General features: G+C 55.4%; 23 protein-coding genes and 2 riboswitches. Of the genes, 14 read left to right on the top strand and 9 right to left on the bottom strand.

Annotated features, from left to right (window positions below):
* The first annotated feature begins 57 nt into the window (after positions 1–57).
* From AC1Z3F_RS12065 to rraA, 7 genes are all read left to right on the top strand, one after another.
* On the top strand, positions 58–786 hold the full coding sequence (locus tag AC1Z3F_RS12065) for a phosphatase PAP2 family protein (RefSeq protein WP_483565831.1): 729 nt from the start codon (positions 58–60) through the stop codon (positions 784–786).
* A gap of 135 nt (positions 787–921) precedes the next feature.
* A complete protein-coding gene (locus AC1Z3F_RS12060) occupies positions 922–2,145 on the top strand; it encodes an alpha-hydroxy acid oxidase (RefSeq protein WP_483565830.1) in 1,224 nt (407 codons plus the stop codon).
* Positions 2,146–2,326: 181 nt separating this feature from the next.
* Positions 2,327–2,551 carry a hypothetical protein gene (locus tag AC1Z3F_RS12055; RefSeq protein WP_483565829.1) on the top strand — a complete coding sequence of 75 codons (225 nt, stop codon included), beginning with the start codon at positions 2,327–2,329 and terminating at the stop codon, positions 2,549–2,551.
* A gap of 91 nt (positions 2,552–2,642) precedes the next feature.
* A complete protein-coding gene (locus AC1Z3F_RS12050) occupies positions 2,643–3,236 on the top strand; it encodes a DUF308 domain-containing protein (protein WP_483565828.1) in 594 nt (197 codons plus the stop codon).
* Between the two features lie 38 nt (positions 3,237–3,274).
* A complete protein-coding gene (locus AC1Z3F_RS12045; protein ID WP_483565827.1) occupies positions 3,275–3,568 on the top strand; it encodes a hypothetical protein in 294 nt (97 codons plus the stop codon).
* A 181-nt stretch (positions 3,569–3,749) separates the two neighbouring features.
* Positions 3,750–5,144: an amino acid permease gene (locus AC1Z3F_RS12040; protein ID WP_483566959.1), complete on the top strand. Its 1,395-nt coding sequence runs from the start codon at positions 3,750–3,752 to the stop codon at positions 5,142–5,144.
* Between the two features lie 80 nt (positions 5,145–5,224).
* Positions 5,225–5,701 (top strand): ribonuclease E activity regulator RraA, encoded by a 477-nt coding sequence (gene rraA / locus AC1Z3F_RS12035; protein ID WP_483565826.1) that lies wholly within the window; start codon positions 5,225–5,227, stop codon positions 5,699–5,701.
* A gap of 39 nt (positions 5,702–5,740) precedes the next feature.
* Here rraA and AC1Z3F_RS12030 read toward each other — a convergent pair whose 3' ends face one another.
* Both AC1Z3F_RS12030 and AC1Z3F_RS12025 read right to left on the bottom strand, forming a co-directional pair.
* On the bottom strand, positions 5,741–6,052 hold the full coding sequence (locus AC1Z3F_RS12030; RefSeq protein ID WP_131089339.1) for a WCX domain-containing protein: 312 nt from the start codon (positions 6,050–6,052) through the stop codon (positions 5,741–5,743).
* A gap of 156 nt (positions 6,053–6,208) precedes the next feature.
* Positions 6,209–6,544: a putative antibiotic biosynthesis monooxygenase gene (locus tag AC1Z3F_RS12025; RefSeq protein ID WP_483565825.1), complete on the bottom strand. Its 336-nt coding sequence runs from the start codon at positions 6,542–6,544 to the stop codon at positions 6,209–6,211.
* An 83-nt stretch (positions 6,545–6,627) separates the two neighbouring features.
* On the opposite strand from AC1Z3F_RS12025, the gene AC1Z3F_RS12020 reads away from it, so the two are divergent.
* Positions 6,628–7,245, top strand: a complete 618-nt coding sequence (locus tag AC1Z3F_RS12020) for a TetR/AcrR family transcriptional regulator (RefSeq protein WP_483565824.1) — start codon at positions 6,628–6,630, stop codon at positions 7,243–7,245.
* 183 nt (positions 7,246–7,428) lie between these two features.
* Here AC1Z3F_RS12020 and AC1Z3F_RS12015 read toward each other — a convergent pair whose 3' ends face one another.
* A complete protein-coding gene (locus AC1Z3F_RS12015; protein WP_483565823.1) occupies positions 7,429–7,977 on the bottom strand; it encodes a CGNR zinc finger domain-containing protein in 549 nt (182 codons plus the stop codon).
* Between the two features lie 474 nt (positions 7,978–8,451).
* On the opposite strand from AC1Z3F_RS12015, the gene AC1Z3F_RS12010 reads away from it, so the two are divergent.
* Together AC1Z3F_RS12010 and AC1Z3F_RS12005 are read left to right on the top strand one after the other, a co-directional pair.
* Positions 8,452–8,901 carry a MarR family winged helix-turn-helix transcriptional regulator gene (locus AC1Z3F_RS12010; RefSeq protein WP_483565822.1) on the top strand — a complete coding sequence of 150 codons (450 nt, stop codon included), beginning with the start codon at positions 8,452–8,454 and terminating at the stop codon, positions 8,899–8,901.
* Positions 8,901–9,932: an FUSC family protein gene (locus tag AC1Z3F_RS12005; protein WP_483565821.1), complete on the top strand. Its 1,032-nt coding sequence runs from the start codon at positions 8,901–8,903 to the stop codon at positions 9,930–9,932. Before AC1Z3F_RS12010 ends, AC1Z3F_RS12005 begins: the two co-directional genes overlap by 1 nt.
* On the opposite strand, the gene AC1Z3F_RS12000 is transcribed toward AC1Z3F_RS12005, so the two are convergent.
* Together AC1Z3F_RS12000 and cycA are read right to left on the bottom strand one after the other, a co-directional pair.
* Complete coding sequence (locus AC1Z3F_RS12000) at positions 9,903–10,307, bottom strand: 4a-hydroxytetrahydrobiopterin dehydratase (RefSeq protein ID WP_483565820.1); 405 nt, start codon at positions 10,305–10,307, stop codon at positions 9,903–9,905. The two genes, AC1Z3F_RS12005 and AC1Z3F_RS12000, sit on opposite strands and share 30 nt — an antisense overlap.
* Positions 10,308–10,479: 172 nt before the next feature.
* On the bottom strand, positions 10,480–11,985 hold the full coding sequence (cycA, locus tag AC1Z3F_RS11995) for a D-serine/D-alanine/glycine transporter (RefSeq protein WP_483565819.1): 1,506 nt from the start codon (positions 11,983–11,985) through the stop codon (positions 10,480–10,482).
* Between the two features lie 175 nt (positions 11,986–12,160).
* A riboswitch (glycine riboswitch) is annotated at positions 12,161–12,268 on the bottom strand.
* A gap of 1 nt (position 12,269) precedes the next feature.
* A riboswitch (glycine riboswitch) is annotated at positions 12,270–12,368 on the bottom strand.
* Positions 12,369–12,559: 191 nt separating this feature from the next.
* Between cycA and AC1Z3F_RS11990 the strand changes: the two genes are divergently transcribed.
* A complete protein-coding gene (locus AC1Z3F_RS11990; RefSeq protein ID WP_483565818.1) occupies positions 12,560–13,030 on the top strand; it encodes a hypothetical protein in 471 nt (156 codons plus the stop codon).
* 57 nt (positions 13,031–13,087) lie between these two features.
* Positions 13,088–13,327, top strand: a complete 240-nt coding sequence (locus tag AC1Z3F_RS11985; RefSeq protein WP_483565817.1) for a hypothetical protein — start codon at positions 13,088–13,090, stop codon at positions 13,325–13,327.
* Between the two features lie 7 nt (positions 13,328–13,334).
* On the opposite strand, the gene AC1Z3F_RS11980 is transcribed toward AC1Z3F_RS11985, so the two are convergent.
* The 3 genes from AC1Z3F_RS11980 to AC1Z3F_RS11970 are packed head-to-tail and all read right to left on the bottom strand — an operon-like array spanning position 13,335 to position 16,345.
* Positions 13,335–15,581, bottom strand: a complete 2,247-nt coding sequence (locus tag AC1Z3F_RS11980) for a heavy metal translocating P-type ATPase (RefSeq protein ID WP_483565816.1) — start codon at positions 15,579–15,581, stop codon at positions 13,335–13,337.
* A gap of 57 nt (positions 15,582–15,638) precedes the next feature.
* The gene (locus tag AC1Z3F_RS11975) at positions 15,639–15,959 is read right to left on the bottom strand and encodes a heavy-metal-associated domain-containing protein (RefSeq protein ID WP_483565815.1); all 321 of its coding nucleotides are present in this window, start codon (positions 15,957–15,959) and stop codon (positions 15,639–15,641) included.
* 56 nt (positions 15,960–16,015) lie between these two features.
* A complete protein-coding gene (locus AC1Z3F_RS11970) occupies positions 16,016–16,345 on the bottom strand; it encodes a metal-sensitive transcriptional regulator (protein ID WP_131089326.1) in 330 nt (109 codons plus the stop codon).
* Between the two features lie 96 nt (positions 16,346–16,441).
* Here AC1Z3F_RS11970 and AC1Z3F_RS11965 point away from each other — a divergent pair, with 96 nt between their 5' ends.
* Together AC1Z3F_RS11965 and AC1Z3F_RS11960 are read left to right on the top strand one after the other, a co-directional pair.
* Complete coding sequence (locus AC1Z3F_RS11965; protein WP_483565814.1) at positions 16,442–17,584, top strand: lipid II:glycine glycyltransferase FemX; 1,143 nt, start codon at positions 16,442–16,444, stop codon at positions 17,582–17,584.
* Between the two features lie 14 nt (positions 17,585–17,598).
* Positions 17,599–18,873, top strand: a complete 1,275-nt coding sequence (locus AC1Z3F_RS11960) for a carboxylate--amine ligase (RefSeq protein ID WP_483565813.1) — start codon at positions 17,599–17,601, stop codon at positions 18,871–18,873.
* Positions 18,874–18,907: 34 nt separating this feature from the next.
* On the opposite strand, the gene AC1Z3F_RS11955 is transcribed toward AC1Z3F_RS11960, so the two are convergent.
* Positions 18,908–20,275 carry a DUF4232 domain-containing protein gene (locus AC1Z3F_RS11955; RefSeq protein WP_483565812.1) on the bottom strand — a complete coding sequence of 456 codons (1,368 nt, stop codon included), beginning with the start codon at positions 20,273–20,275 and terminating at the stop codon, positions 18,908–18,910.
* Between the last annotated feature and the right edge of the window lie 37 nt (positions 20,276–20,312).

Raw genomic sequence — 20,312 nt, 5'->3', positions numbered from 1 at the left:
GCTGCCATGGTGCACGCCGATGATGAGTCATAGTGATCTTGAAAAGAGTGCCGCCACATGAGTGATCCGATCCATTTCCGCCAGCGGATGCTTACTGTTCCACAGTTGAAATCTTGGGTCGTGATCCCTTGCATTATGTTGCTCTTGGTATTGATTCTGGGGTTTATCGCAAAGGACTTACCCGGTTACACGACTGCTGATCTATCAGTTGATCAAGAGATTAGCCGGCATCACGATTCGATCCTGAACACCGTAGCGCTGTTGTTGAGTACTGTATTTAGCCCTCTAGGTGGGGCGATTTTCATAGCTGTCATTTGCCTATTCCTACTGTTGGTCCGGCGTTCTCCGGTGAGTGCAATTGGCTTTGGTGCCGTGGCGTCCGTTGGTTGGCTTTCCTCCCAACTGTTCAAAGTCATCGTCGGGCGGCCTCGTCCCAATCCATCGTTGCTTGCTGACCCACTTGCCCCAGAAACCGGATTTGATAGTTTCCCCAGCGGCCACGTCTGTTTGGCAGTTGGCCTGACATTTGCCTTCTACTATCTGGCCCGCGGGACGCGGTGGAACAAACTTGCATTGATTCTCGGTCCTGCGATGGTTCTTGTGCTGGCCTTTTCACGGATATATATTGGCGTGCATTATCCGACAGACGTCTTAGCAGCAATCATCACGGCCTCGGCCGCAGTGATGCTTTTTTCGGGTCTCTGGAATCGATTCGCAACCAGAATTCTTGCCAAACTGCGCTTCCTCAAATGGTTTGGTCCCATTCCTGGGCAGACTTCCCGCTAGGAAGGTAACGTCCCGGAGTTGTACGTATTTAGCGTGAATTCTCATCGATAATGTGGCACTGTGCAGTAAAGAGCACGTGTAGAGTTCCGGTCAGTTGTGGAACTCGCAGGTCATCGACGAGTAAAGGAATAACGGATGGGAAACCTCAAACGCCAAGTACCCGATCTGGGCGAGCTGGCCAATCTCCTGAGATTCACCATGCCCTCGCTTGATCGACGTGCTGCCAGGCTCGGATCCGCCGCTGATATTTGGGACCTGAGGAGCATAGCCAAACGTCGGACGCCGGCTGCCGCGTTTGATTACGTGGATGGAGCCGCCGGCCGGGAGATTACCGCACAACGGGCACGCGAAGTTTTTGACTCCGTGGAGTTGTTGCCGCGCATCCTGCACGGGACCGCGCATTCGGACCTATCAACCATAATTGCTGGCGCATCTTCGCAACTACCATTTGGGATCGCACCTACCGGTTTTACTCGCTTTATGCACTCTGAAGGGGAAATCGGTGGCTGCAAAGCAGCCCAAAAAGCCGGAATTCCTTTCAGCCTGTCCACCATGGGCACTCGCTCTATTGAAGAGGTTGCCTCTACCGCACCTTCTGGACGCAAGTGGTTCCAGCTTTATTTATGGAAAGACCGTCAGAAGTCCCAAGAGCTGGTGGAACGCGCCGCGGCGGCCGGATTTGATACCTTGCTGGTCACTGTGGATACGCCGGTGGCTGGACAACGTCACCGCGATACGCGCAACGGTATGAAGATCCCACCAGAGCTGACACTGAAAACAATTGTTGACGCATCGTATCGTCCCGAATGGTGGTTCAACTTTCTCACCACTGATTCGTTGAAGTTCGCTTCACTCTCGGAGACCTCGGCAGATCTGCCGACCATCATCAACTCTATGTTTGATTCTTCCTTGGACTTTGAGGATCTGAAATGGATCCGCGCTCTGTGGAAAGGAAAGCTCTTCGTCAAAGGAATCCTCACTGCCGAAGACGCTGCCAAGGCGAAAGCAGCTGGCGCCGATGGGCTGGTGGTTTCCAACCATGGCGGACGTCAGCTAGACCGTGCACCGGTGGCCTTTGAAGCGCTCGGCGAGGTTCGCGCCGAGGTAGGTTCCGATATGGAAATCATTCTGGACTCAGGAATCATGTCTGGCGCCGACATCGTCGCCTCGCTGTGTGCGGGCGCGGACTTTGTGCTTATCGGGCGTGCTTACCTCTACGGTCTGATGGCCGGCGGTGAACAGGGAGTTTCCCGCGCAATCGAATTGTTGGCCAAGGAAGTGGAAGTCGCCATGCAACTGATGGGTGCGGGCAGCATCGCCGATCTGGACGAGTCGATGATCCGTAGGCGCAGTCGCTGAAAGAAACAGCGTCGGCCTAATAGCCGGATTCTCCCTCTCCGAATCCGCTCCGTGATCGAGATGATTTTCTCTGGAGCTGTGCAATCAAGCTAGTCACAAGAAGTTTAGACCTGTCAGCAAAAACGCTAGGGTTTTCAAGAAGCGCACCATTGCCTTTGGGACGACGGAGGAGGTTTGGACAATGTGGAATTCACAGATGTCGTGGAAAATGTACCTGGTTCTGGCCATTCTGATGGCTGCAGTCGGCATTTGGAACTTGTCGACGCACGATCACTTTGTCGGTGTCTTGTTCTTGTTCGGGTCAACCGTTTACCTTGTCACCGCTTACATTCGTGCGAGAAGTAATCCTGAACGAGCCAGTGAAAAAGAGAATGAATCAAACCGTCAGAATTCTGTAGCCGAATAACCAACTGTTCGGAGAGCCTTGCACTCCTGGGGATACGGCTATCGTTCTCGCTGAGCTGGCAGTTAGTTCTATGAGCGGTAGAATAGAAATTGTGCCTGCACCAACAACCACCCCAGTTCAAGCCCAAGAAGTATTCCGCCCAGTCTTTCTGCGCGGTGTCACTGCCGTTATCTACGCTCTGCTCTCCATCTTCTGGATCGGCGCGGACCAGAATGCTCTGGCCTATGTAACCGCAGCGTTCTTCGTGGTCACCGCCGCTTTGATGTGGCAATACGTAGCAGTGGAAAGCGCGCCTGCGAAGTCGCGTAGCCCTTACGTTCTGGGTGCCGGGTTGATGATGCTGGCAGGTATCGCAACTATCTTTGTTAGTTCGGTGGCATGGATTAGCTACATTGCCGCATTCGCCTTCTTGATCACCGGTATCGCTGAGCTCTATGTCTTTACGAAGCTGCGCGAGCAGTTCCCGCCGTTTAGAAACCAGCTGGTAACCGGTGCAGTAGGCGTGATCTTGGCCATTGCACTGAGCCTGTCCGGTGGCATGGACGCCCATGCGCTCTTCGGCCTAATTGGCGGTGGCACCATTATTCTGGCGGTCTTCGAGCTGATTGCTGGCTTTGGGCATCGCCACGAAATGAAGGCAGCAACCGCGAACACAAGCGACACACCAGAGCCGGAAAGCAACTAGTCTTAAGGTCTGCACGAAAAGTAGAAACGGAGTTCTTGGTGGGAAACAACAAGAAGAAGCAGCCGTGGAGCCAGTCAATCAAGGGTCCACTGAGCTTTTCGCTGATCATGGCGCTCATCGCAGGAGTTGTCGGCTTGGTTAGCTCCACCGGCGGATCACAAAATCCTTTGCGCTTTGATATCGGCCTAGCGTGCTTCGGCATCACCTTTATCGCTTGCCTGCTGGTCATCTCGGTGATGACCATGGCCGGCAAGGAGAATGATCCAGATTTGGGCAAGGGGACCGGCGTGAACCGATCTTCCTTGAACCCGGACAAGAAGTTTGAAGACTGATAATAAAGCTTAACCACGCATCACGCGCTGGGACTGTCCACCATAGATAGTCTCAGCGCGTTCTCGTTTGCCGTAACACGTTCAAGGATTCCCCGTGAGTAGCACCAGCACCAGCACCACCGAGCCATCAGGCAGCACCCCTCTGGGCAAGCAGTTGCGCCGCCGCAAGTCCATCAAGGCGATGAGCAATGACGCAGCCAACAACGCAGGGCTCGGGCAGCTTAAGCGCTCACTGGGCGTCTTGCAGCTGGTGATGATCTCCGTTGGTGCCACCCTCGGTACTGGCATCTTGGTGATCCTTGGATCTGCCGTTCCAGTGGCTGGCCCAGCGATCTGGATTGCCTTTGTGCTTGCCGGTATCACGGCGCTTCTTTCGGCAGTGTCCTATGCCGAGATGGCTGGCATGGTTCCGGTTTCCGGATCTAGCTACTCGTACTCCTATGCCACCTTGGGTGAAGGTGTGGCATGGATCTGCGGTTGGTGTCTGGTCTTGGAGTATGCGGTTTCAGCGGCCGCCGTTGCCGTGGGCGCTGGCGCGTATGTTAACCAGACCCTGCAAATTTTTGGCCTGTCCTTGCCTGATTCCTTGGCAGGCGGCCCGGGTGACGGCGGGGTTATCAACCTCTCGGCGCTGATCGTGGTGGTTCTTGCAACCCTGCTATTGGTGCGCGGAGCGCGCGAATCTGCGCTAGCAAACACCGTGATGGTGTTGGTGAAAATCGCCATCCTCATCTTCTTTGTCATTGTTGCTTTTACCGCTTTTGATGCCGGAAACTTTGCTCCGTTGCTACCGATGGGCGCTGCCGGAGTCACCGGTGCAGCCTCCATGGTCTTCTTCTCTTACATCGGTTTTGATGCTGCCTCCACCGCGGGCGAGGAAGCAAAAAACCCGCAGCGTGATCTGCCCCGGGCCATCATGATCGCCATGGTGCTGGTCACCGCGATCTATGTACTGGTAGCCGTTGCCGCTATTGGTGCCCGCCAGTGGGACTGGTTCGCTACTTCTGAAGCGGCGCTGGTTCAGATCGTTTCGGAGATCACCGGACAGAAGTGGCTGGTGCTGGCCTTTGCGTTAGCTTCGGTCATCGCGATTATCTCGGTAGTGCTCACCACCCTGTACGGACAGACGCGTATCTTGCTCTCCATGGGGCGCGATGGGCTGGTGCCAAAGTTCTTCGCCAAGGTTTCACCCAAGACCCACACACCGGTAGTTGGTACCTGGGTTACTGGATTGGTGGTGGCAATTGCCGCCGCACTGATCCCCTTGGGTCAGCTGGCCGAAGCAACCAGCATCGGTACGCTCTTTGCCTTTGCGCTGGTTGGTGTCTCGGTGATGTACCTGCGTAAAACTCAGCCAGATACCCCACGTACTTTCCGTGTTCCGCTGTACCCGGTCACCCCCATTCTGGGCATCGCAGCTTGTCTGTTCTTGATGTTCAACTTGGCCGGAATTACCTGGGTGGTCTTTGGGATTTGGATGGTTGTGGGCATCGGCATCTACGTTGGTTACGGCCGACGCCATTCACGCCTAGGCTCACTGAACGCTAAGGCCTACCAAGCAGAACTGGATCTGTAACAACTAACTTGTACTGGCTGGTACGTGGGGCACCGATATGCTGTGTTGTGGAACACTTTCGCAGATTCTAAGGAGCCCGAATGCAGCAGGAACCGATTAGCACTGCAGACCTCTATGACCAGCATGGTGAGGCTTTACAGTCCGTCAGTGTGCAATTCCAAGACTTCGGCGGACGCCTATCGTTTAACGGTCCAGCGCGCACAGTGAAGTGCTTTGAAGACAACGGGCTGATCAAGGAGCTCTTGAGCTTCCCCGGTGAGGGTGCAGTCCTGGTCGTTGATGGTGGGGGATCCCTGCGCTTTGCACTGATGGGCGACATGATTGCCGCCAGTGCGGAACTTAATGGCTGGGCTGGCGTCATTATCCACGGCGCGGTGCGCGACCGCGCAGCGCTGGCGGAGCTTGAGGTGGGCATCAAGGCGCTTGGTAGCAACCCGCGCAAGACGGTCAAACGTTCACATGGTGCGGTAGATGAAGTGATCACTATTGGGGACGTGAAGGTGCGCCCAGGTGCGATGGTCTACGCAGACATCGACGGGATCCTTGTTGAGCATTAACCTCATCGAGCGCTAACCTCGGTTAGCGCTCGATCACGGCTAGCGTTCTTGGTCGCCTGCGGATTCCCACTCATTACGGAATTCTTCCGGGCTGAGATTTTCTAAGTCTTCACGGATCTGAACGATCAAGCGTTCGGCCTCTTCCAAACTGGAAGTGGTCATTCGCAACAGTACCGAATCATCCACACGTGAATGCACAACAACCTGTGGCTCATTGGCTTCGAATTCACCGTCACCAAAACTTGCTGAAGCCAGTGCAACTACCCAGCGACCAGCGGCCATTAATGGATTGCTATGACCGGCTTCCAGACGTGCCTCGTAGTCATCTGATGCGTGCGTTCCCTGTGACATGACCTGTCCTTTCAGCTACTACAACTCCGGTGTACCGGTGGTGTGTTCATCATAGGGTGCTGATCGGGTTAAAGGCGAGGAATCACCGAGTCAAAACCGGCGATCACCGTACACAAGCGCAAATTGGGCCGCCGGTGCGTCGCCGGATGCCGTTACTTAGGCACCTTCGGTAGGTAGGGCGCTGTCTACCTCAGTGATCATAGGACGAGGCTTGCGCCAGGTGCGGTTCACCGTCTTGTGGTGCGCTTTGAGCAAGGCTGGCACGGTGATGTAAACGGTCAGCGGAACGACAATCAACGTCAGCACCAGGGAGCGAAGAACTGGATGCCATGGGGGAGCAAGCCACGCCAACACCAACATTCCCACAGACACCATCGGGAAAATGGCTAGCCACGTTAAGGCTGCTCTGGTGTGTATGGAGGGGAGTTTTGGTGGAGTCTGCGGATCTGCAGACGTCTCGGCAGTCGCTAGCTCGTTGCTCGTGGGGGTCATGAATCTCCAACTATATGTGTGAGGTCAGTTTACGTGGGCCATGGAATAATCTCCAAACACTTGTTTGGAGATAGAATTGATTCATGAGTTGGGATACGGGGGCGACTCGTCAAAAATTGCTCACGGCTGCAGTTGAAGAGTTTGTAGACCGTGGGTTTGCTGGCGCCCGGATTCGAGAGATTTCAAATAAATCGGGATGCAACCCAGAACGGATTTACTTCTACTTCGGCAACAAGGAGGGGCTCTTTGAGGCGGCGCTGGTGCACGAATTGTCCACTGCCCTTGATGCCGTCACAGTGACGGGCCAAGGTGTCGCAAGCATTGTGGCATTCGCTGAAAAATACTTTGACTTCTCCTCGCGGAACTCAAAGCTGGCACGGCTAACCCACTGGGAAGGTCTCGAACATGGCAGTGCAGCCGGCGCTAAAGAGCGCTCGGTGCGAGCTGACTCCAAAGTTCAAGAGATTCGACTTGCTCTGGGTATCAGCAATTTAGAGGACGCGCAGAACCTACTGTTTGTTGTAGTGTCGCTGTGCAATTCGCTGCTGGCCACCCCCAACGTTCACCAAGTGATCTTGGGGAAAAATTCAGTGGCTCGCCACAAGAAAATCGTGGCAGACACGGTTCGTTCGCTGGCACAGGATCTAGTTGATGACGAATCCGAAGGACAATTGAGCATCGCCAAAATCCCGCAGAGCTAAGAGCTCGAGGCAGGCGCTTAAATGATCCGGCAAGGTCTAGCAGTAACTGGTCCTGCATGAATTATCCGTCAGAAGAAATCTAAGACAAACAAGCATCATGACTGGGCAGGTCTTGAGGTGACTGCGGGAAATTCCGAAGTCACCGTTGTCGCGGATAATGCCGCTTAACCTGTAAGGCGGTGACTACGAGAGCTTTGCTGCCTTGCGCGCACGGTAGGCGCGAACGTGCTCGCGGTTAGCACAATTGCCGATATCGCAATAGATCTTTGAACGGTTTCGTGACAGATCTAGCAGGGCATTGTGGCAATCGGAAGAAGCACAGATTCGCAGTCGCTCTAGACCGCCAGCACGAATGACCTCAGCAAGTGACATGGCTGCGTCCACTGCCAACCGGTCGTAGAGTGGAGTGCTGGTGGTTGTAGCGTGCAGGTGGTAACCGAGATTTTCACTCTTGATCAACTGCGGCTGGGCGTTAGCGTTACGAAGGATCTGATTGACCCTAAATACTGCTTCCTCTTCATCTCCAGTCCAGATGCTCTTGAGCTGGGAACGCAACTGGCGAATAGAACGTAGCTCGGCCTGGTTGTGAGCGCGGGAGCCTTCAAAATTTTCAGAGTCAAGGAACTCGTCCAGATCAGCCACGGTGGAGAGCATGTCGATTATTTGTACCTCGGTGTTCAGGAGGTTCACGACGGTCTTCAGCGAAGCTTCGATATCTGGAGCAAAGGTCATAATTCGTTCCTGAATGAGGGTGGATTGACTGCATTACAAGCCTAACCGCATCGAGATGCCCGTCTGTTTAGTTGCCCTTGTGTGGGACGGAAAATTCTTCTCAAGAGATGTTATTAGGCATGAGCGAAAGTACTGATCTGAGTATGCCACCATTGGTGGCATACTTGTTGCCCTTGCTGAGTCTGGCAACCGTAGAGTCCAGGAATCAAGAGGTGCTTTCGCGGAGGTTTTCTTGTGAGTCAACGAAACGTTGAAAATCTGAGTGAAGCAGGAATATAGTTAATGGCGCAGACCCCCCTCATATTCTTGAGATCAAGGGGGTCTAGCTGTTTAACTTTCAGATTTCTTTGCACGTCAGCGTTTTTAGCTTGTGCTCATCCCTCAGTGTTGCTGTTGCCGTCATACGGATGTGACGTTCGTTCGGTTATTGGCTCATACGGAAATAGTTTCGGGATGAAATGATATTTTGAAGGGATGAACGACTTTCTGATTCCCCAGTTCCAATGGAACTCCCTGAGCTACCTGACCTCGCGGGCTGGACGTATAGGCACCCAAGAACTCACCGAGCTCATGGAATCAGAATCACTGACACGCAACCACTTCATGATCGTTTGCGCGCTCGCCGAGTTCGGGCCAATGTCGCAAAATGACTTGGCCAAGCATTCAAACCTGAACCGCGGGCACCTAGTGGCCTACTTAGACGAACTGGCCGAACGAAAGATCTTAGAGCGCAGTGTTGACCCGGCGGACCGCCGGCGCAACGTCGTCACACTGACGAACGCCGGCAAGAAGTTCACCGCACGGGCCACCGCCGCGGCGCAACGTAGCGAAGCTGACGTCTTTGGTGCGCTTGACGCCAAGCAACAAGCAACCCTGCGTTCATTGCTTCAGCAGGTAGCCACCAAAGATGGCGAGGCACGCTAATGAAACAACATGTCAAAGAAGTCCTCGCACGCAGTGTTGTTGTCGCGCCACCTAAACCCTCGGTGATCCCGGCCGCTAAGGCTGCGCTGGCACTGACCGTCCCGCTGGTGTTGGTCACCATCACCGGCCACCTGGACTGGGCAATGTATGCCGCCTTTGGTGCTTTCTGTTCGGTCTTTGGACGTTACGATTCCTACGCGCCACGTTTTTGGCAGCAGCTTTCCGTAGGTCTGGTGCAGCTGGCTGCCATGCTGCTCGGAACCTACTTCTCGTACATCCACGCGCCATTTTTCATCTGCGTCGTCGTGCTGGCGCTGATTGGTTTTGGTGCGCACTATGTTTCTCACGCAGCCCGATGGATGCCACCAGGACCCGTCTTTGCGGTCTTCGCAGGTGGCGCTTGCATCACCGTTCCCGCTACAACTAACTCGTTCATCGGTGTGCTGCTAGTTGGTGGCGGAACGATGATCTTCAGCCTGCTGTTTATGCTTGGTCTGTCGCTGCGACGGGCGCACCTGTTCCACACGTTGGGCCGAGGGATCTCTTGGGCCCCATCGGCACGCGCCCTGCCTGAATCACTCCAGATGGGATCGGGCGTGCTGCTGGCGGGCATTGTCGCTCAGCTGGTTGGTGGTGGGCACTGGTACTGGGCCAGCCTCGGTGCCATAGCAGCCGTAACTGGAATTGATGCCTATGCGCGTGTGGCCAGAGGTCTACAACGAAGTGTTGGAACCTGCGTTGGTGTACTGCTGGCCGCCGCAGTTTTTGCCTTCCAGCCGCCCATCTGGGTCATCTTGCTGGTGGCGATTATTGGTCAGATCTGCATTGAGCTGGTCATCTTGCGCAACTACGCCATTGGCATGATCTTTATGACCGTCACCGCGCTATTGATGGTTCACATGGTCAGCCCGGAACCGGCTTCTAGCTTACTGATTGACCGTATCGCGATGACCGCACTGGGCGCCGGGGTTGGCGCAGTGCAGAGCATCGTGATCGGAATATTAGCGAGTCGCCGAAAGACCGCCGCGTAGTACTTCTGGTTTGCCCTTGGGTTGGGCTGCGGTGTCTTGCTTTAGCTTGAGCACCACGCAGCTCAGTCGGTGCGCGTCCGTGGAAATGCGGCGGGCCAGTGAAAGATCCTGCTCGGTAATTTCGGTATTCAATTCATGGGCTAAACGAAGCGTGACAACATCCGCACGCCAATCCACCTGCGGGTGAAGGTCAACCTTTTCAGCGAGCAAGCCCACGAGGGTAATGAATTCTAATGCGGTGCTGCTGGATTCAAATCGGTAGGAAGCTGTGAATGAATCCTCGTCTGCCATCCAATCATCAAGAGCGGCTAAACGCTGCTTCAGATTTAATGCTGCTGGTGATTCATGAAAAGGAATCTGTCGAAGGACAGTCATGGTGTATCTCCTGAAGGCGGAGGGTCATCCCATGGTGCTGGCCAGAGGCCGCCAAATTTCATCATCGCAGTAATTAGTCCCGGGGTACAGCGTCCACAGTGAATACGCAGGCTGCCCCGGACCCTAGGCCTAAGGTCCGGGGCAGCCGACTGTCGCGCTGAGGTATCTAGGGCTACTTATGCACCTTTCGCTCCAGAACCTTTTCTGTGGCTGGAATATCGCGGTGGCCAAACGCCTGAGCATCTCGGTAGGCCGCGGCTTCATAGCGTTCGTGAGCGACCTTGCCCACGTGCGCCATGCGTAGCGCTTGATGCCTCGGGTGGCGGCGGATCACGAGGTAGACAATACCCAGTAATAGGAACCAGATGGGTGTGACCAGTAGGGCAACAAGAGTATCAGGCTGGGTGGTCAAGGCCCACAGAATAAATCCGAAGAAGCCCAGAACTACGTACGGCATCACTCGACCGCCGGGAACCTTGTAGGCCGATGCATCGTGCAAGTGAGGGCGGCGGGCGCGGAACACCAGGTAACTGAGCAGAATGATCGTCCATACAAACATGAAGCACAAGGCCGAAACGGTAGTAACCAACGTGAAGGCTCCCATTACCGAATCGCCACTGTAGAGCAGGACAACCCCAGCCAGCAGGAACATGCACGAGAACATCAGGGCGTTCTTGGGAACTTTGCGGTGCGAAAGCTTGGCAAAGCTTTTTGGAGCATCGTTTTCTAGGGCTAGACCGCGCAGCATGCGGGAGGTGGAGTAGATGCCGGAATTGGCGCTGGAGGTCGCGGAAGTGAGCACCACAAAGTTGATGATGGCGGCCGCCCCAGCCAGCCCGGCTAGGGTGAACATCCCGACAAATGGCGAGTTTTCCGGGGAGAACAGCTTCCATGGTTGGACAGTCATCAAGATGATCAAGGCGCCGACGTAGAAGAACAGAATGCGGATCGGGATGGAGTTGATGGCCTTGGGCAGGGTCTTCTCAGGATCCTTTGTTTCGGCGGCAGTTGTACCCACTAATTCGATGCCCACAAAAGCAAATACGGCGATTTGGAACCCTGCGACAAAGCCCATGAAGCCCGTAGGGAACATTCCGCCATTGGCCCACAGATTACTCACCGATGCGGTGGCACCATTGTGTTGGAACCCGGTGATGATCATGACTAGCCCAATAATGATCAGTGCGCCGATGGCGATGATCTTGATCAGCGCGAACCAGAATTCGGTTTCGCCGAAGGCTTTCACGGTGGCCAGATTCAGCACGAGTAGTAGCGCGATGCAGCCCAGAGCGGGAATCCACAGTGATAGCTCACCCCACCAGTAAGCAACGTAGTGGGCGATGGCCACGACGTCGGCAATGCCGGTGACCACCCAGCAGAACCAATAGGTCCAGCCGGTGAAGAACGCCGCCCAGGGGCCCAGCAGGTCTCCTGCGAAGTCGGCGAAAGTCTTGTAATTGAGGTTGCTCAGCAGTAGCTCGCCCATCGCCCGCATGACGAAGAAGAGCATGAAGCCGATGATGATGTAGACAAAGATGACTGACGGGCCGGCGACGGAGATCGTTTTACCCGAACCCATGAACAGGCCGGTGCCGATGGCACCGCCAATGGCGATGAGCTGGATGTGTCGGTTTGATAGTCCGCGTTCAAGTGTGGGATCAGAACTGGTGGTACTCATGCTGGTTGCCTTCCAGGAGTGTGGCGTGACGCCTAGCAACTTGCTTTGCTCAAGACGCCAGATTCGCCGGCTCCGGGAAGGCAACGTCAGCTCGCTGCGCTAAGAGCAGCAACTGCCTATGCCACTGGAGAGAGCCGTCGAATCTAATGCGCACAAAGCGTCACTGTTCGTGGTCCCTCCCCAATCTGTATATGAACCTGAGAGTTTTCACTTCAACCCGACTACTGGGCGAAGCTTGCTCCTTCGGTGAGCGCAGTTCATTCTGCGCTGCTTTCCAGAGTTGCCTTCTCGTGGCGGTACGGGGGCCTGAGAGTTTCCCGGGGAGGAAATTGCTCCTACGGCGCCCGCCCTTGGTGAGGACGGGACTCTCCCGCCACGTATCAATGGCATATGTGGTGATGCCATCACAGTATGCCCCGAGCAGTGAATGTGACGCAAGTCTCATGGTGCAAGGTTTCTTTGGGGCAGCACCGAGACATTAGTGATACCAAACCGAGGCAGTATCTTTATGTCCGGACTCTTGATTAAAGGTCGGGTCAGTTTCATCATTGTGGATGGGAGAGAAGACCCTACAATGAAACCCATTCTCAAGTCGCTATCCAAGGGTGGCGCAGTACTGGCAGCGAGTCTTCTGCTTACCAGCAGTGCAGTTGCCATCGCAGCGCCACCTGATCATGCCGGACGTCCGGATCATGTTGGCCCACCGGGCCATGCAGGTCCACCGAGTTGGGCGCCGGCACCGGAGCACGCCGGGCCACCAACTGCCAAGCCAACTCCGACACCTGAACCAACGGAACCAACGGAAGATCCGGGGGATAGCTGGCGCACCGTTTCGCTCTACAACGTCACCTTTGACCTTCCGCAGGACTGGGAAATCGTTGAAGATTGTGAATACGGATGCCAAGACGACTATTCGGTCTACAAGATCTTGGATTCAAAGAAGAATCTCGCGTTGGATCTTCAAACGACTAGTTTCAGGGACAGTGATGGCCCGAACACCTATCAGCGTGAAGTGCTTGACTCTGCCCCAGCGCCTGATCTGTAGTACGCACCGACCAGTGTGGTCTCCTACTACTGGGAAGCCAGCTTTGGTGAAAGGGATTTGAGCGTTGCCGTCATCATCGATGATGAATGGCAAAACTGGACCAAAGCACCGGCAATTGATTACTTCAAAACCAGTGCCGAGAAAACTCCAATTATGGCCATGAATCCTGAGTATCTGCAGGCACTGGGACTTGACGACGACGGGGATACCACCTTCGACGAGGCCAAGACTTTCGTGGCAAGTGAGCAGTACTCAACTCTGAAGAAAGTCCTGACCAGCGTCAGGGAGACTCCGTAACCGGGTGTTATTTGCCAAAGCTGCGGAGGCGCAGTGAGTTGGCCACCACCAGGACGGAGCTGGCTGCCATAGCGGCACCAGCAATCATTGGATTGAGCAAACCCAAGGCCGCGATCGGGATACCCGCAGTGTTGTAGGCGAAAGCCCAGAACAGGTTCATCTTGATCGTGGCCAAGGTTTTATCCGATAGATCAATGGCGGCAGCGACCTGATGAAGGTCATTGCCCATCAGCGTAATATCTGCAGCTTCAATGGCAACGTCGGTGCCGGAGCCCATGGCGATGCCAAGATCGGCTTGAGCCAACGCCGGAGCGTCATTCACACCGTCACCCACCATGGCCACAACCTTGCCCTGCTCCTGCAGCGAAGAGATAGCCTTGGCCTTTTCACTTGGCAGTACACCAGCAAAAACATCGGTTGCCTTGATGCCAACTTGTGCTGCCACCTTGGCGGCTACCGACGGGTTATCGCCGGTGAGCAAAACTACGCGCAGATCACGGGATTGCAGTTCCTTGATCGCTTCTGAAGAAGTTGCTTTGACTTGATCAGCAACGGAAATCACCGCTTGGAACTGGGCGTCGACCGCAACCAAGATGGCCGTGGCGCCCGCTACTTCAGCCTCTTCGAGCAAAGAGCGGGACGAAGAATCAAGTAGCGTTCCCTGGGCTTCAAGCCAGCTGGGCCGGCCAACAACAATGCTCTTGCCTTCTACGGTACCCATGACTCCGCCACCGGGTTCCGAGCGGAAATTGCTCACCTCGGCCAGCGGTCCAACGTTGGCCCCGGCAGTGGCGATAGCCTGGGCAATTGGATGTTCTGAATGGTGTTCCACTGCTGCGGCCAACAGCAAAACTTCAGTTGCGTTCACGCCAGGTGCGGTGCTTGTACCCGTATGTGTCATCACTCCGGTGGTGACGGTGCCGGTCTTATCTAGAACGATAGTGTCCAGTTTGCGGGTGTCCTCCAAAATCTGTGGACCACGGATCAAGATGCCTAGTTGAGCTCCGCGGCCGGTACCCACCAACAAACCGATGGGAGTGGCAAGACCTAAAGCACAAGGGCAAGCAATGACCAGCACAGCAACAGCTGCACTGAATGCCTGATATGGATCAGCCGAGACCAGCCACCAAATAACAAAGGTGAGTACGGCGATGCCCAGAACGATCGGGACAAAGACGGCCGAGATGCGATCAGCAAGCCGGGCAATGGGTGCCTTGCCAGACTGTGCCTCGGAGACCAGTTTGCCCATCTGCGCCAGGGTTGTTTCTTCACCAACGCGGGTGGCTTCAATTACTAGACGGCCAGAAGTGTTCAGAGTTGCACCGGTAACTTCGGAGCCCACGCGAACCTGTTGCGGTACGGATTCGCCAGTGAGCAATGAGGTATCTACCGCGCTATCACCGTGGATAACCGTGCCATCGGTGGCGATTTTCTCACCGGGGCGCACCACAAAGTGATCTCCTGGCTGCAATGCACTGGCCGCAATCTTCACTTCTTGGCCATCACGCAGCACAACTGCTTCCTTTGCGCCCAGACTGAGCAAGGATTTCAGCGCATCAGATGCTGAGGTTTTGGCGCGATGCTCCAGGAATCGTCCGAGCAACAGCAAGGTGGCCACAACACCTGCGGTCTCAAAGTAGAGGGCATGCTCGCTCATGGCCATACCAACGTGTGCCGTCATCTGCGGATCCAGAACAAGCTGGATTGCCGAGAAGAGATAGGCGGCCAGCACACCGAGAGACACCAAGGTATCCATGGTGGAGGATAAGTGCCGGGCGTTGATTGCTGCTGCCTTATGGAAAGGCCACGCACCATAGAAGACCACCGGCGTGGCCAGTGCAAAGGCTACCCAGCCCCAATGCGGGAACTGCAAGGCGGGGATCATGGAGATCACAAACAGCGGGATGGTGAACACCGCCGAAACAATCAGCCGTCGCAGCAGATGGTTGGGGACCAAATGCTCATGACCCGAATGTTCATCCCCATCATGGTGATGCTCGGGCTGTACTGGCTTTTTTACCGAGGCACCGTAGCCGGCAGCTTCAACGGTATTGATCAGCGTTTCGTCGCTGACATCAGCCGGTACCTGAACCTTTGCCGTTTCCAGCGGGAGGTTTACCAAGGCGCTGACACCGGGCAACTTGCCCAGTTTGCGTTCCACTCGGTTCACGCAGGAAGCGCACGTCATTCCTTGAATATCAAGATCGACGGTACGCAGTTCTGCGATTGGCTTCTGGGGTGCGTGGGAGCTCATTATTTCTACCTTGCACTTTCTGGCCCGTTGTTCACGGGCTGTGCCTGGCGCGGGTGGCTAGGCGTTGATTGCTTCGAGGGTGTAACCGGCCTCGTCAATCGCTTCGCGCAGGCTTGCTTCACTCAGCTGCTGCGTTGCGGTGACGGTGGCCGTGGAGATGCCCTTGGCATCGAGAACGACATCGACGTTTTGTACGCCGGAAAGTTCCTTGAGTTCTTCGGTGACCGAGGCGACGCAGTGACCGCAGGTCATGCCGGAGATCTTCAGTTCCGTTTGGATGTTCAGGGGAGTTGCCTGATCACGAGTGGTGATCTGTAGGCCCTGAGAGGTGTTCGAATTGTTCTCGCTGGAGCATCCGCAGTTGCAGTCGTGGCTCATGATCTTGCTCTCTTTCGATGAATTTTGTGTGAATCGGAAATCTAGGTGAAAAACGCTTATCGGACCAGACGCGATATCGCTGCGGTGGCCTCGGAGATTTTCTCCTGCACAATGCTCGGGTCCCCGGTTTCCAGTGAGGACTTCGCCGCATCAACCACACAATGGCCGATGTGGTCATCGATCAGCTGCACGCTGACCTTGTGTAATGCTGCGTTGATCGCCGAAATCTGGGTCAAAATATCGATGCAGTATTTGTCTTCATCAACCATCTTGGCCACTCCGCGAACTTGGCCTTCAATACGCTTCAGTCGGCGTTCCAGCGCGGCTTTATCTGCGTGGTAGCCATGATGCTGTGCATGCTCATCAACGCTCTGCGTGGTTTCCATATTCCTAGAATACCCCTATGGGGTATTAAATCAAGTACCCCCTAGGGGTATTCAACCTCCCTACTTAAGTCCACGAAGCACGATAAGATTTCACCCGTGAGCCACAACGACCTGCACGTGCGTCCGATTACCAGCGCCGAACACTCAGTTTTCCTTGAGACCGCCCTCGACGTTAGCTTTTTGCAGCGTCCAGAATGGGCCCGAGTCAAGGGCGGCTGGCGTGGTGAATCCATCGGCTGGTTTGACCAAGACGAACTGGTTGGCACCGCGCTAGTACTGCACCGCGCCGCCCCAGTCATCAAGAAGACCCTGGCCTATGTGCCAGATGGTCCAGTGATTGACTTCCAAGCGCACCCAGCCGAAAAGGTCATCCGCCCACTGGCTGCCTACCTGCGCAATCGCGGTGCCTTCCAGCTGAAGATGGGACCAGGACGCGAAGTACGCACCTGGGCTGCCGGAGCTGTACGCAAAAACCTTGGCAAGGAAGGCTTCACCCGGCTGTCGGACCTAGAGCTGAAAAGCTCGTCGGCCCAGGCACTGGCCTTGAACGACGCCCTGCTAGACCTGGGCTTCACCAAGGAAGACGTCGGCCTAGACTTCGGCGCCGGCCAGCCCGAATACGTCGCACGGGTTGCCCTGCAGGATGAAAATGGCACCCAGCTGGACGTTGAGCAAGTGATGGCCAGCTACTCCGCGACCACCCGCAACGAAACTCGTAAGGCGCTCAAGAGCACCTTGGAAGTTGAAGTGGGCGACACCGCGGACATGGCTCGATTCCATGCCCTGTACAACACCACCGCAGACCGCCAAGACTTCACCGGCCGTCCACTGAGCTACTTCGAGACCATGCACAAGGTGCTCAACGAAGCCGTTCCAGGTTCTTGCACCCTGTACATCGCGAGTAACGAAGGCGTGGACTTGGCCGCCTCCATCGTGATCCGCTCCTCCAACCTAGCCTGGTACCTGTACGGTGCCTCCTCCAATGAGCAGCGCAAACTCTTTGCCCCTAAGGCGATTATGAACCGCATGGTGGAAGACTCCATCGCTGCCGGTTGCCGCTACCTTGATCAGGGCGGCGTGAGCGCAACCTTGGATAAGGAACACCACCTCTCGGGTCTGACCAAGTTCAAAACCAATACCGGCTGTGACATCGTGCAGACCAACGGCGAATGGGACCTAGCGCTGAACAAGCCGCTGGCCTGGGCCTTCGAAAAGTACATGAACTGGCGCAAGAAGTAGGGAAAACAGTACTCATGGCAATCGAAGAAACCCAGCCATTCGTCCCCGTCATTCTCGGCGGCGACATTGGCACCTACACACTGGCGCGCGAATTTTATGAAGCCTACGGTGTTCGCTCGGTAGTCCTGCCCGCAGCGGGCAACGGTGTTATCGAGCATTCGGTAGCCATCGAACTGCGCCCCATCGGCTCCATGGCTGACGAGGCCCGCGTCGTGGCAGCCTTGATCGAGTTGGCCGCAGAACTCACCGCAAACACTGCGCGCCCACTGATGCTCTTTGGCTCGTTGGACTTCCACATCATGCTCATTGCCAAGCACCGTGAACAGCTCGAAGCACACTTCGTGATTCCCTACCCAGAGCTGGAGATCATTGAAGCGGCCGCGCTGAAGGAAAACTTCTACGCGCTGGCAGAAACGCTTGAGATCGCGCACCCACGCACCGCCGTGTACTACCCGGGCAATGACCTTGGGGTCATGGCCAAGGAGTTCACCTATCCGGTGATCGGTAAGCCATCAAGCTCCGCGGATTGGATCGCTGCGAAGTTTGAGGGCAAACAGAAAATCCACACCATCAATAACCGTGATGATCTGGAAACACTGTTGTCCAAGATTGACGCCAGCGGTTATACCTCCGGATACGTCCTGCAGGAATACGTGCCTGGCGGGGACGACGCCATGCGTTTGTGCACCTACTTCGCTACCAAGGAAGGCAAGGTCATCTTTGCTGGTTATGGGGAAGTAGTCATTGAAGAACATGCCCCGCTGGTACTGGGCAATTCAGCGGCAATCGTCACCGGTCAAAATGATCAGATGGCTGCCGATGGTGCGCGCATGCTTGAAGAACTCGGGTGGAGCGGTATCGCGATGATTGATGCGAAGTTTGATCGCCGAGACAACACGGTGAAATTCTTCGAGATCAACCCACGCTTGGGCCGCAACCACTTCTACCTGACCGCTGCTGGGGTGAACCCGGCCCGTTTCTACGTCACCGAATTCTTGGGTCCTGAGTTTGATAGTGGTGACCCACAAACCGACGCGGTCATGGAAACTCCTGCCGGCGTGCTGCAGTTGCGTCGTGAGCACCTGTTCACCGTCTTGCCACACCACCTGCTGGGACGTTTCTTTGGCAGTGCAACCGGGAAGAAGGCAGCTGCCCTGCTCAAGGCTGGCAAGGTATCTAACCCGTTGAAGTTTGCCGCAGAGAAGCACCCGCGCCGTAAAGCCTACCTAGTGCTTAACGCGGTTAACCACTACCGCAAGTACAAGAAGTTCCCGCCGCGCGAGCAGTAGTCTGCGCAGTTCGGTACCCCTAGATGGCTGGCCGCTAACCGGAAGAATCCGGTAGCGCCCAGCCATCTAATGCTTGAACCCACGGGCTCTGGCTGACTTCTCCGCCATCTAGAATGTCCAGGCTGGTTGCTGATTGCTCATACTTACTGGCTAGCTCGGTGGCGCTAAAACCTGTAGCTACGCTGATGCGCAAGGTCGTAGTTTGATCCGGGTTGTTGGCCGTGGACATGGCCTTCCACTGCAAAGCGGACATGATGCTTTCACCAGCAGGAATCACAACGCGCTGAGATTGAATTTGCGGCATCTTGGTCAGCGTGACGTCCTGCTGTAGCTCACCGTCAGCGTTGAGAAATTGAATCTGCGGATAGCCATTAACTGCGCAGGCACTGCCAGAAATGTTCTTGGCGTATACGGCTAGATAGCGTGAACCAGTTGCTGCATCGGGAGAGCCGAGGCTTAGGGCAAGATCTTTGTCGGTGCAGGTTTGGGCGGAAGCGTCCTGCGGCCAAGGTGCCACCCCGTCAGGCAACCGCACAGGTCGAGCAATCAGGGATTCAGGAAGTTTGTCTCCAAGCCCACCTTCGGTGATGTCGGCAAAACCGGGGCTGGATAAGGTGAATGCCATCGGTTCTTTGAGTGGCTCATGCTCGGTCAGCCACTTCTTGATCTGAGCGGTTTCCTTTGAACCAGCAGCAGTTTTGGTATGCACCGAAAGCCCAGAAGAATCCATGATTGCCGATTCCACGGATTCATGGTCAGCGGCTTCAATAGCTAGATCAAGCTGGGCGATATCAAACTCTGTGGCGGGCGTGTAGCGAATGGAACCATCGGCTAGTTCCAAGGTAATTGGAGCACCCTGACTCGAAGCGTAGTCTCCCAAGGTCTTTAGTACTTGAGTATTTTCGGCGGTCGCGGAATTCTGGCCGGCTCTTTGCGCGCCGAGCTCACGTAGCGCAAAAGCGTGTGCGACTTGAGCCTTGGCCTCTGAACTATCCGAGACGTCCAACGGATATAACTTGAAGTCAGGGATCGATGATTCTAGGGATTCTCCAGCGACAAAACGCAACGAGCTTCGAACCAACGGGCGCGAAGCGACGAAGCTTTGGACTTGTGCCGAAACAGTGGAAGCGAGTTCGCCGGCCTGTGCACTGTCGAGATCTTCAGCTAGCTCAACGGTCCAACTGACTGTGGACCGGTCGCCATCTTTGGCATCAACGGCGGTAACGTCATAGTCCACGGCAGTTGCTTCGACGCCGTCTTTTTCTTCAAGCTGGGACGCTATAGCGCAGAATTCATCGGGAGCATGGCAACTATCTAGCAGCTTCCATGGTTTGGTGATCACGATGAGCGCCACTACGAGGATGAGGGCCGCGACTATCGCGCCAGCACGCAGTGGTTTCATGAAGTCACCATACCAAGAAGCAAAAATGCGGTGGCTT

It is taken from the genome of Glutamicibacter sp. MOO4 (genome assembly GCF_056934395.1).
This window is presented reverse-complemented; position numbering and strand designations above follow the sequence as displayed.